Source organism: Microbispora sp. NBC_01389, from assembly GCF_045040095.1.
Taxonomy (GTDB): domain Bacteria; phylum Actinomycetota; class Actinomycetes; order Streptosporangiales; family Streptosporangiaceae; genus Microbispora.
The window spans coordinates 7,018,554-7,030,085 of sequence record NZ_CP109552.1 but is presented as its reverse complement, the minus strand read 5'-3'; the positions used below and the strand labels follow the sequence as shown (position 1 = coordinate 7,030,085).

The 11,532-nt window shown below is 71.6% G+C and carries 8 protein-coding genes; 2 read left to right on the top strand and 6 right to left on the bottom strand.

The window, feature by feature from the left end; translation table 11 throughout:
- Window positions 1–526 precede the first annotated feature (526 nt).
- Window positions 527–2,830, top strand: coding sequence for a DUF222 domain-containing protein (locus tag OG344_RS30995; RefSeq protein WP_405086130.1), 2,304 nt, complete (start codon window positions 527–529; stop codon window positions 2,828–2,830).
- A gap of 18 nt (window positions 2,831–2,848) precedes the next feature.
- Here the strand turns inward: OG344_RS30995 and OG344_RS30990 are convergent, their stop codons facing one another.
- The 4 genes from OG344_RS30990 to OG344_RS30975 form a co-directional block, all read right to left on the bottom strand.
- On the bottom strand, window positions 2,849–5,005 hold the full coding sequence (locus OG344_RS30990) for a 3-hydroxyacyl-CoA dehydrogenase NAD-binding domain-containing protein (protein WP_405086129.1): 2,157 nt from the start codon (window positions 5,003–5,005) through the stop codon (window positions 2,849–2,851).
- Complete coding sequence (locus OG344_RS30985) at window positions 5,002–6,225, bottom strand: thiolase family protein (protein ID WP_405086128.1); 1,224 nt, start codon at window positions 6,223–6,225, stop codon at window positions 5,002–5,004. Before OG344_RS30985 ends, OG344_RS30990 begins: the two co-directional genes overlap by 4 nt.
- 88 nt (window positions 6,226–6,313) lie before the next feature.
- Window positions 6,314–7,537 carry an HRDC domain-containing protein gene (locus OG344_RS30980; protein WP_405086127.1) on the bottom strand — a complete coding sequence of 408 codons (1,224 nt, stop codon included), beginning with the start codon at window positions 7,535–7,537 and terminating at the stop codon, window positions 6,314–6,316.
- Between the two features lie 3 nt (window positions 7,538–7,540).
- Window positions 7,541–8,167: a DUF3000 domain-containing protein gene (locus OG344_RS30975; protein ID WP_405086126.1), complete on the bottom strand. Its 627-nt coding sequence runs from the start codon at window positions 8,165–8,167 to the stop codon at window positions 7,541–7,543.
- Window positions 8,168–8,635: 468 nt separating this feature from the next.
- Here OG344_RS30975 and hemE point away from each other — a divergent pair, with 468 nt between their 5' ends.
- Entirely contained in the window at window positions 8,636–9,673 is a 1,038-nt protein-coding gene (gene hemE / locus OG344_RS30970) for a uroporphyrinogen decarboxylase (RefSeq protein WP_405086125.1), read from the top strand.
- 3 nt (window positions 9,674–9,676) lie between these two features.
- On the opposite strand, the gene OG344_RS30965 is transcribed toward hemE, so the two are convergent.
- Together OG344_RS30965 and OG344_RS30960 are read right to left on the bottom strand one after the other, a co-directional pair.
- Window positions 9,677–10,717 carry a DUF4349 domain-containing protein gene (locus OG344_RS30965; protein ID WP_405086124.1) on the bottom strand — a complete coding sequence of 347 codons (1,041 nt, stop codon included), beginning with the start codon at window positions 10,715–10,717 and terminating at the stop codon, window positions 9,677–9,679.
- A 96-nt stretch (window positions 10,718–10,813) separates the two neighbouring features.
- Window positions 10,814–11,449 (bottom strand): hypothetical protein, encoded by a 636-nt coding sequence (locus tag OG344_RS30960; RefSeq protein ID WP_405086123.1) that lies wholly within the window; start codon window positions 11,447–11,449, stop codon window positions 10,814–10,816.
- Window positions 11,450–11,532: the final 83 nt, after the last annotated feature.

Genomic DNA, 11,532 nt, shown 5'->3' with positions numbered 1-11,532 from the left:
GGCGGACGACTGCGGGCCGTCGTCCGACTTGAGGGGTGGGTCACCCCACCCCCGGAAACGGTAGAGCGGCTTCTCCCGCAGCAGTTCCAACGCCAAGGCCCGCCGAGGGCACTTGAGAGGTGTCCTCTTGATCTGGTTGACGGAAGCCTGAAGAACTCCCATCAACCCAGGTCGGAGGGCACCTCATCCTCATTTCAGGGCATTTGGCTCAGATTCGGCTCGGTGGATCCAGGCGCTGAGTATGGATGGTCGCTATATCGCCATAAGAGGTGACGTTCTGGGAGCCTCACAGACCCGCCGCGTCCGGTGACGGGAAATCCCGTGGCCGGAGAGGTGAGCCGCCCGTTTGTCCACTGATCATGGCATCTCGCGCGAACAGATGCGGTTCGAGCAGATACGGCATGCGTCGCATTCTGGGCAATCAGGAATCCGCCTGTGGCTCCAACAAATCCCGGCGCATGGGTGTTCATGCCTGGCGAGTGTGGAATGATTCATACAAGATTTCGAATTCGTTGGGGGAGGCGTGATGGATCTTTTCGACACCGGCTCCAGTCACCTGCCTCATTCGAACGATGATAGCGATGGCGACTGGTGGGAGCGGCTCACTGCCAACTCGCCCCTCTGGTCTTCTGAGGGTGCGCTTGCCCGTGAATATGTGCCGATCGTCGAGCCCCGGGCGCGGGAGCATGCGAGCCGGTTCGATGCCTCGGCGGAATCGCCTGACTCTGCCCGTGCATTCACGACTCGTGGTGATACCGCGTCCGGTGCCGAATCCACCCACGATGAGACCGCGAGTGATGCTTCCTGTGGCGCCGGAGGTGCCGACAGCAGTGATCCCGTCGGCGCTTCCAGCGGTGCTGTCGGTGCTTCCGGTGGTGCTTCTGCTGGTGGTGCGTGTGGTGCGGGGTCGTCGTCGTGGGTGGTGGTGGCGGCGGTTGTCGAGGCGGCTCGGGTGGTGGCGTTGGTGCCGGTACCCGGGGACGCGGGTGTGTGTCTGGCCGAGGCGGAGGAGTTGCTTGCGGTCCGTGATCGGATCACGTCGGCGTTGGCGGCCCGGGTGGGTCGTGTCCATCGGGCGGGGGAGGCGAAGAGCCATGGGCATGCGTCCACGAAGTTGTGGTTGCGGTCCGCTGGGGGGATGACGCCTGCGGGGGCGGGCCGGTTGGTGACGATGGGCACGGAGCTGCACCGTCTTGCTGAGGCGCGTCGCCTGTTCGCGGAGGGTGGCCTGGCCGAGGGGGTCGTGGAGGCGATCTGCACGGCCACCGCGGGGTTGACCGATGAGCAGGCGGCGACGGCTGAGCGGATTCTGTTGGAGTTGGCGAACTCGGCGGGTGCGGCGGAGGTGGCGAAGGCGGGGCGGTATCTGCGGGCGGTGCTGGATCCCGACGGGCATGAGAAGGACGAGCAGGCGGATTTCGATCGCCGGTTCTTTAGGGTGCGCCGGCGGAGGGGCGGCGGTGTGGAGGGGGAGTTCTACCTGCCGGTGGAGGCGGCCGCGCGGTTGCAGCACATGCTGGAGGTCTACGCCAAGCCGAAGGCCGAAGGTGATGACCGCCCATTGAGTGTGCGGAACGCGGATGCGTTGATTGCGTTCCTGGAGAACAAGATCGCGACTGAGCTTCTGGTGCTGGTCAACGCCGAGTCCCTTCCCGACGATCCCCCAGGCGCCGGCCCCGCGGACGACCCCACCACGGACGACCCCACCACAGACGTCGACCTCGCAGGGGTCGGCACCACAGCCGACCAGCCGTCCGGCACGGTCCCCTCAGGCGACAGTGATCGCCCCAACAACCCGGACACCGCCGCGAGCGATCCCGGCAGCGAGCACTTCGCCAGCGACACGCCCGTCACTCATGGCGAGCACCTGGACACTTTCCACTCTCCGGCCGCTCCCTGCGGCGAACCCCGGGCCGAAGATGGGCCGGTGGGTGAGAGCGCGCACCGCGAGAGCGACACGGCGAAATGTGATGGTGAGCGGTTCGGGAGCGATGCGCCGATGGGCGGCGATGAGCACCGGGCCAGCGGCTTCGCCGGCGAGAACCCCGCCACGGAGGCTCCTGCTTCCGACGGGGAGCGCGCCGCTCCCAGCCGCTCTGCCGCCACCGCTGCCGGGTCCGACGATCCCTACGTGCCCGACATGCCAAGACCCCCAGCGCAGGGAGGCGACACCCGGCCGGGAGACGACCCCTCGCCGGAAGCTGACGCCTGGCCGGCGATGGGAGCCGACGCTCCGCCGGGTGCGGAATACGACGGCGACTCCCCGCTGGGAGGCGGTGCCTGGCGGGGAGGCGACGCTTGGCCTGGCGGTGGCGCCTGGCCGGGAGATGATGCCTGGGCGGGGGTGGGAGCCGACGCGCCGCCGGGAAGCAGTCCGCCGGGAGCGGGCGGCAATGCGCCGCCCGGGGTGTGGATGCGGAGGTTGCCGGGGCTGATCCTGGCGACCGGGCACCTGCTGCCCGTCTCCAGCGTGCAGCGGCTGGCCCGCACCAGCAGCCTGGTGAGGATCGTGATGAACGCCGCCGGGCAGGTCCTGGACATGGGCCGCAAGGTCAGGTTGGCCACCCCGGCCCAGCGCCGGGCCGTCTTCGCCCGGTACGCCACCTGCTGGGTCGACGGCTGCCCCCTGCCCGCCACCATGTGCCAGATCGATCATTGCGACAACTGGTGCAGCGGCGGGCTGACCGACCTCAAGCTGCTCGGGCCGGCCTGCCAGTTCCACAACCGCGACCGCTACCGCCACCCCACCCGCTACACCCCCCGGAAGATCGGAGACGACCGCTGGGCCTTCACCTACCGCAACCCCCGCACCCCCCGGCGACGCGTGTAGAGGCGAAGGCCGGCAGGGTCAGGCCGGCCCGGTCACTTTGGCACTGAGGCGACGCCGGGTTGGCACTGAGGCGACGCCCGGCTCCAGGAAGCGGGAGCCGGTGACCTCCTCGGAGATGCCCGTACGGTCCAGGTACGGCGTGATCCCGCCTATGTGGAACGGCCAGCCGGCGCCGAGGAGCATGCACAGGTCGATGTCCTGCGGCGCGGCGACCACGCCCTCGTCGAGCATCAGCCCGATCTCCTGGGCGAGGGCCCGCAGCGCGCGCAGCCGCACGTCGTCCGTGGTCGAGGGGGACGTGGTCGAGGGGGACGTGCCGCCCTCGAACAGCGCCCGCACCTCCGGGTCGACCTGGAAGTCGGGGCCGTAGAGGCCCGGCTTGCCCGCGGCGACCAGCTTGGCGAGGTTCTCCGACACGCCGAAGCGGTCCGGGAACGCCCCGTGCATGGTCTCGGCCACGTGCAGCGCGACGGCCGGGCCGACGAGCTGGAGCAGTGTGAACGGCGTCATCGGCAGGCCGAGCGAGTCGAGCGCGTGGTCGGCGACCTCAAGCGGGGTGCCCTCGTCGGCCGCCGCCGTGACCTCGCCCATGAAGCGGGTCAGCAGCCGGTTGACGACGAACGCGGGCGCGTCCTTGACCAGCACGCACGACTTTTTCAGCGCCTTGCCGACCGCGAAGGCCGTCGCGAGCGTCGCGTCGTCGGTGGAGGCGCCCCGGACGATCTCCAGTAGCGGCAGCACGGCGACCGGGTTGAAGAAGTGGAAGCCCACCACCCGTTCGGGATGGCGCAGATTCGCCGCCATGGCGGTGACCGACAGCGAGGAGGTGTTGGTCGCGAGCACGCAGGTCTCCGAGACGACCTCCTCCACCTCGGCGAACACCTTCTGCTTCACGGCGAGGTCCTCGAACACCGCCTCGATCACGAAGTCGGCGTCGGCGAAGGCGTCCTTGGTCAGCGACCCGGTCACCAGGCCCTTGAGCCGGTTGGCCCGGTCGGCGGAGACCCGGCCCTTGGCCAGCAGTTTGTCCACCTCGCCGTGTACGTACCCGACGCCCTTGTCGAGGCGGGCCTGGTCCAGGTCGGTCAGCACGACCGGGACCTCCAGGCGGCGGGCGAACAGCAGCGCGAGCTGCGAGGCCATCAGCCCGGCGCCGACCACGCCGACCTTGGTCACCGGGCGGGCGAGCGACCTGTCGGGCGCGCCGGCCGGGCGCTTGGCCCGCCGCTGCACCAGGTCGAAGGCGTACAGCCCGGCGCGGAGTTCGTCGCTCATGAGCAGGTCGGCGAGGGCCTCGTCCTCGGCGGCGAACCCCTCGTCGCGCGACGCCGTGCGGGCCAGGGCGACCAGGTCGAGCGCCCGGTACGGCGCGGGGGAGGCACCCCGCAGCTTGAGATCGACGAGGGTCCTGGCCTGGTCGATCACCGGCGCCCAGTCGCCGGCGGTATGGTCGGGGCGCTCCACGGTCACCTCGCCGCGCAGCACCTGGGCCGCCCATCGCAGCGACTCCTCCAGGAAGTCGGCGGGCTCGAACATCGCGTCGGCGATCCCGAGGGCGTACGCGTCGGGGCCCTTGATCATGCGGTTCTGCGACAGCGGGTTCTCGATGATCAGCTTGAGCGCCTTCTCCGGGCCGATCAGCCGGGGGAGGAGCTGGGTGCCGCCCCATCCGGGCACCAGGCCGAGGAAGCACTCCGGCAGCGCGATCGCCGGAACCCCCGACGACACGGTGCGATAGGCGCAGTGCAGGGCGATCTCCAGCCCGCCGCCCATCGCCGCGCCGTTGACGAACGCGAACGACGGCACGCCCAGCTCGCCCAGGCGGCGGAACACGTGGTGGCCGAGCGCCCCGATCGCGACGGCCTCCTCCCGGGAGGAGACCTCCGCCGCGCCCTTGAGGTCGGCGCCGACCGCGAAGATGAACGGCTTGCCCACGAGGCCGACCGCCGCGACGTCGGTGCGCGCGGCGATGGCGTCGAGCGCGTCGTCCAGGGCGAGCAGGCCGTGCGGGCCGAAAGTGTTCGGCTTGGTGTGGTCGTGCCCGTTGTCGAGGGTGACCAGCGCCATCGTGCCCGCGCCGTACGGAAGCTCGACGTCGCGCACGAGGGCCTTGGTCACGACCTCGTCGGCGTTCCCGCCCTCCAGGAGGGCCTTCCAGTTCTCGATCGTGCTCATGCGAGGTTCTCCCAGATGACCGTGCCGCCCATGCCCATGCCGACGCACATCGTGGTGATCCCGTACCGGACGTCGGGACGCTCGGCGAACTCGCGCGAGAGCTGGATCATCAGCCGCACGCCCGACGACGCGAGCGGGTGGCCGAACGCGATCGCGCCGCCGTACGGGTTGACCCGCGGGTCGTCGTCGGCGATGCCGAAGTGCTCCAGGAAGGCCAGCACCTGCACGGCGAACGCCTCGTTGATCTCGAACAGCCCGATGTCATCGATGGACAGCCCGGCCAGGCGCAGCGCGCGCTCCGTGGAGGGGATCGGCCCGACGCCCATCACCTCGGGGTCGACGCCGGCGAAGGCGTACGACACGAGGCGCATGCGCGGGGTCAGGCCCAGTTCCTCGGCCACCTCCTGGGCGGCCACGACGCAGCCGGTCGCGCCGTCGTTGAGACCGGAGGAGTTGCCCGCGGTGACCCTCCCATGCGAGCGGAAGGGCGTCTTCAGGCCGCGGATGCCCTCCAGTGTGGTGCCGGGGCGCGGTCCCTCGTCCACCGTGGCGAGCCCCCAGCCCTCGGCGGCCCTGCGGGTGGCCACCGGCACCAGGTCGCGCTGGATCCAGCCGTCGGCGTACGCCTTGGCGACCTTCTCCTGGGAGGCGACGGCGAAGGCGTCGGCGCGCTCCTTGCCGATCGACGGATAGCGGTCGTGCAGGTTCTCCGCGGTCATGCCCATGACCAGCGCCGATCCGTCGACCAGCCGCTCGGACAGGAACCGGGGGTTGGGGTCGACGCCCTCGCCCATGGGATGGTGGCCCATGTGCTCGACGCCGCCCGCGATGGCCACGTCGTACGCGCCGAAGGAGATGCCGCCCGCGACCGTGGTCACGGCGGTCATCGCACCGGCGCACATGCGGTCGACAGCGTAGCCGGGGACCGACTTCGGCAGCCCGGCGAGCACCGCCGCGGACCTGCCGATGGTCAGGCCCTGGTCGCCGATCTGGGTGGTGGCCGCGATGGCGACCTCGTCCACTCGCTCCGGCGGGAGGCCGGGGTTGCGCCGCATCAGCTCACGGATGACGCGGACTACCAGGTCGTCGGCACGCGTCTCGGCGTACAGGCCCTTCGGGCCCGCCTTGCCGAAAGGCGTCCGAACGCCGTCGACGAAGACGACTTCACGGGACGCAGGCACGGGTTCGCTCCTACTTGTCGGTAGCTGCCGGAGTCCCATGCTACTCGCGAGTAACCCAAAAGGGGATCAGCGGGGCCCACCTCGCCGGCGAGCCCCGCCGGGAGGCGGATTCCGCAGGTGGCGTCCGTCAGACCTCGCCCCTGATCTCCAGTCGTTCGAGCGCCTTGGTCAGCGGGTGGACGGTCAGGCCGATCTGCCACTCCCGGGCGCCCAGCGCGCGCAGCCGCTCGGCCACCGACTCCTCCGTGACCGGAGCGGGCGGCTCCCACGTGAGGCGGCGTACGGCGTCGGGCTGGAGCAGGTTCTCTGTCGGCATGCGGTGCTCGTCGGCCAGCGCGGCGACGACGGCCCGCGCCGCCGCGAGCCGCTTGGCCGCGGCGGGGTCGCGGTCGGCCCAGCGGTTGGCCGGGGGAGGGCCGTCCCCGGGCCCCACGGGCTGCGGCAGCGCCGGCTCGGGCATCGTGCGGGCCCGGTTCACCGCGGCGAGCCAGTCGTTCAGGTGGCGCCGGGCGCTGCGCCCGACGAAGGGCGTGATCTCGGTGAGCGACTTGGTCGTCCGCGGCTGGTCGAGCGCGGCCTGCACGATCGCCGAGTCGGGCAGCACCCGGCCCGGGGCGAGGTCGGCCTCCCGCGCGATCTCGTCGCGCAGCGTCCACAGCTCCCGCACCACGGCGAGCCCGCGCAGCGAGCGGACCCGGTGGATGCCGGAGGTGCGCCGCCACGGATCGGTGCGCGGCGGATGGGCGGGGGCGGCGAGGATCGTGGCGAACTCCTCCAGCGCCCACTCCAGCTTGCCCGACCCGGTCAGCTCGTCGTGCAGGAAGTCGCGCAGTTCGACCAGCACCTCCACGTCGAGCGCGGCGTACCGCAGCCAGTCCTCCGGCAGCGGGCGGGTCGACCAGTCCGCGGCCGAGTGCCCCTTCTCCAGCCGAAGCCCGAGGACCAGCTCGACCATGGTGCCGAGGCCCACCCGCTCGTAGCCGAGCAGCCGTCCGGCCAGCTCGGTGTCGAACAGCCGCCGCGGCCGGAAGCCGAGCTCCGCGAGGCAGGGCAGGTCCTGGTTCGCGGCGTGCAGGACGATCTCGGCCTCCCGCAGCGCCTCGTCCAGCGCCGACAGGTCGGGGCAGGCGACGGGGTCGATCAACGCGCTGCCCGCGCCGGCCCGGCGCAGCTGCACCAGGTAGGCGCGGCCGCTGTAGCGGTAGCCGGAGGCGCGTTCGGCGTCGACGGCCACGGGTCCCGTGCCCCGCGCGAAGGCCTCCACGGCGGCCCTCAGCGCGGCGGGGTCCTCGATGACGGCCGGGATTCCCTCGCGCGGCTCCAACAGCGGCTGGATTACGGGTTCTGACACTGGCTACGGGACCTTCGGGTCATCTCTGCGGGGGTCTTCTCGGCGGGGGTCTTCTCGGCGGGCGGGACGCGGGTGCAGCGTCGCGACGTCGGGGGGCAACGGGGGGATGCCCGCCGCCAGGCACATCAGATCGCACCATGCGGCAGCGTGGGGCGACATGTCCTCGTCGAGCGGCGACCACGAGGCCCGCAGCTCGATCTCGGTGGTGACGGGGTCGTCCGCCTTGCCGCCGAACCCCTCCGAGACCGCCCGGGTGACAGTGCCGCTGACCGCCGCGTACCGCGCGCCGTGCGCGTCGAGCGCCTCGGTGAGCCAGCTCCAGGCCACCGGCCCGAGCAGCGGGTCCGTGGTCATCTCGGGCTCCACGTCGGCGCGTACGTAGGCGACCAGGCGGAACTGCCCCTCCCAGCCGCGCTGGCCCTCGGGGTCGAACAACAGGATCAGGCGGCCGACGGCGAGTTCGTCGTCGTCGCGGTAGACGGAGGCCCCGACGGCCCCGGAGTACGGCGCGAGCCGCTGGGGCGCCGGGATGTCCTCCAGCTCGATCTCCGGCCGGACCCCGGCGGGGCGCAGCGTCTCCAGCGCGCGCCGGAAGGCGGCGGGAGGCGCCGGCGGCTCACCGAGGGTCATGACGGAAGAGTAGGTCGGATTCGGGAGAGCGCGAAGCAGGGGGGTGGCTGTGGGGGACATGAGAAGTCGTCAAGCCGTCGCCGCCGCTCGCGTCCTCGGGCGCCCGCCTCCCCGGCGGCAGGCAGGTCGCTCGGCACCGTGATCAGTGCGGTGTTCGGGGGAACTCCACATCGAAGTCATCGCTCCGGGGCCTCTCGTCGGATCCACGGTCGTGGCGGTCGCTCGGGACTGATCCGACGTTGGCACGTCCCGCCGACATTTCCCCGCATCGCACTCGGCGTGTCTCGAAAGTGGTATTGGAATCGATGCCGGATGGCCGATTGACGAACACATTGCCGAGCGGTGAGGCGACTCACAGGAGGGGTTGGGGTTCACCTTACGGGATCGGCGGAGTTTTACGCGTCCTCCGGGAACTCCAGGTGGTGGGTCCCGGCCCTGGGCGGCCCCCGGGCATGGCAGGCTGGTGCCGTGAAACCCCAGCTCGCCGAATCCGTCTTCGTCCGCGCCTGCCGGCGCGAGGCCGTCCCGCACACGCCCGTCTGGTACATGCGACAGGCCGGGCGCTCACTGCCCGAGTACCGGAGGGTGCGCGCGGGCGTCGAGATGCTCACCGCCTGCGCGACGCCCGACCTGGTGGTGGAGATCACCATGCAGCCGGTCCGCAGGTACGGCACCGACGCGGCGATCTTCTTCAGCGACATCGTGGTCCCGCTCAAGGCGATCGGCGTCGACCTGGACATCAAGCCGGGCGTCGGCCCGGTGGTCGAGACCCCCATCCGCGACAAGGCGGGCATCGACACCCTCCGGCCGCTGGAGCCGGACGACGTGCCGTACGTCACGGAGGCGGTCGGCGCGCTGACCGGAGAGCTGGGCGGAATCCCGCTGATCGGCTTCGCCGGCGGGCCGTTCACGCTCGCGTCGTACCTCATCGAGGGCGGCCCGTCCAAGAACCACGACCGCACCAAGGCCATGATGTACGGCGAGCCCGAGCTGTGGCACTCCCTGATGGAGCGGCTCGGCGCGATCACGCTCGCCTTCCTGCGCGTGCAGGCCCTGGCCGGGGCGTCGGCCGTCCAGCTCTTCGACTCGTGGGTGGGCGCGGTCGCGCCGCAGGACTACCGCACGTACGTGCTGCCGCACACCAGCCGGATCTTCGCCGGGCTCGCGGACCTCGGGCTGCCGCGCATCCACTTCGGCGTCGGCACCGGCGAGCTGCTCGGCCTGATGGGCGAGGCCGGCGCCGACGTGGTGGGCGTCGACTGGCGGGTGCCGCTCGACGAGGCCGCGCTCCGGGTGGGCGCGGGTAAGGCGCTGCAGGGCAACCTCGACCCGGCGATCCTGCTGGCTCCGTGGGAGGTCGCCGAGAGCCGGGCCAGGGACGTGCTCGAACGCGGGCGGGTGGCCGAGGGGCACGTGTTCAACCTCGGCCACGGCGTGCTCCCCTCGACCGATCCCGACCAGCTCGCCCGGCTCACCGACCTCGTCCACGAGGAGTCGGCCCGCTGACCGCTACTCCGGCTCGTCGCCGGGCGCCTGCCCGGGTCCGGGGGCGTACACCGGTGTCCGGACCGGCGGGCCCGGCGCGGCGGGTGCGGGCGGCCTCCGGCGGCGGGTCCGGCGCGCGATCTCCCGGCCGGCCAGCCACAGCGCGGCGGCCACGGCGAGCCAGGGCAGCAGCACGCCCACCACGGTCAGCGTCACCCCGGTCGCCGTGGACAGGGCGTTCCATCCGGCCCGCAGCCCGGCGAGGAAGCCCGGCGCGTCCTCGTTCTTCTTCGCCGGCGGGGAGGGGGAGGCGCCCGGCCGCGGGAACAGGGTGAGCGTCACCGTGCCCATGCCGGTCTGCCCCTGCAGGGCCTTCTGCCTGGCCTGCAGCGACTCCAGTTCGGCCTCGCGGCCGGAGATCTCCCGTTCGATCTCCATGATCTCGCCGATCTTGTCGGCCTTCGACAGCAGCGTGCGGAACTGGCCGAGCGCGGCCTCGGCCGACTTCACCCGGCTGGCGACGTCGGCGACCTCCTCGGTCACGTCCTCGGTGTTCTGCCGCATCGACTTGCGGACGCCGAGATCACGGCCGAGCTGTGCCAGCACGCCGGCGTAGCGGTCCGGGGGCACCTTGAACACGATCACCCACTGGCCGCCGCCGGAGGAGCGCTCGTCGCCGGCGTAGAAGTCGCTGCGTTCCTGGGCGACGTATCCGCCCGCGCCGCTCACGACCTCCTTGGCGTGGTCGGCCGCCACCGTGACGTCCTTGGCCTCGACGACGAGCTCCGACGTGTAGACGATGGAGCGGTCGGCCTGGCCCAGCTTGAGGTCGCCCTGCTTGCCGTTCCCGCCGGCCGCGGCCTTCGCGTCCTGTGCCGGCCCCTCTGCCGAGCTCTCCGCCGATCCACCCGCCGATCCCGCGCCGGGGGCCTGCTCCTGCATGGCGGGCGCCGGTGCGGCGGCGTCGTTCGCCGCGCCGCTCGACGAGTCGTCGCCGCCGGAACACCCAGTCAACAGAAAGGCGACGGCCGCCAGGGCCGCCGCACCGTACCGGATTCGACTCATGCTAGGTACATCGGTTCACCCGTACGGACAGTTCGACGCCGGCGATCACGATGGCATCACGATGCCTCTGGTCATCGCCGGCGTCTCACCGCTGGTTCAGGACTGGTTGAACAGTGACAGGGTCAGGGTGGAGTGGTACTCGCCGGCGGCGACGTCGACCGGGGTGCGCAGGGCGAGCTCGGCGTTGACCTGGGAGGTGCCGATCTCGTCGGTGGAGTTCGCGATCGACGCGAGCAGTTCCTGGCCCGCCAGACCCACGGCGGGCGCTTCGGTGCCGTCGGAGATGACACTGGAGACGGGCTCACCGGCCGAGACCGCCCCGGTGGAGGAGTCGCTCAGCAGGCGCGGCTTCCATCCCAGGTACTCCGGGCCGATGGGCGGTGCGGAGTCGCCGGTCGCGGTGAACTTGCTGGACTGGCCGACGACCGCCCAGAACTCGCCCGCGGGGATCTCCTCGGGCAGGCGGGTGTCGGTCACCGTGACCGTCGGCAGGGTGCCGGTGAACTGACGGGCGGACGCGTCGGAGCCGTCCTCGGTGAGGGACACTCCGTTGTTGTCGGCCACGGTCATCGACAGCTGACCGGGAGTGCGGATGGGCTCGATGTTCACCGACACGTCGATGCCGTCGCCGTCGCCGGTGCCGGGGTCCGCCAGCGCGGGACCGGCCACACCGGCCAGCGACAGGCCGAGCACCGACGTGGCGATTATCCGGGTGGTCCTGTTGATCTTCATGTGATCGCTCCGTTTATGGGGGGCGGGGCCGGCCGGCTGGCTGGCCGGCCGGCCCCGGTTGTGCTGTGGCGGCGTCCTCGTCG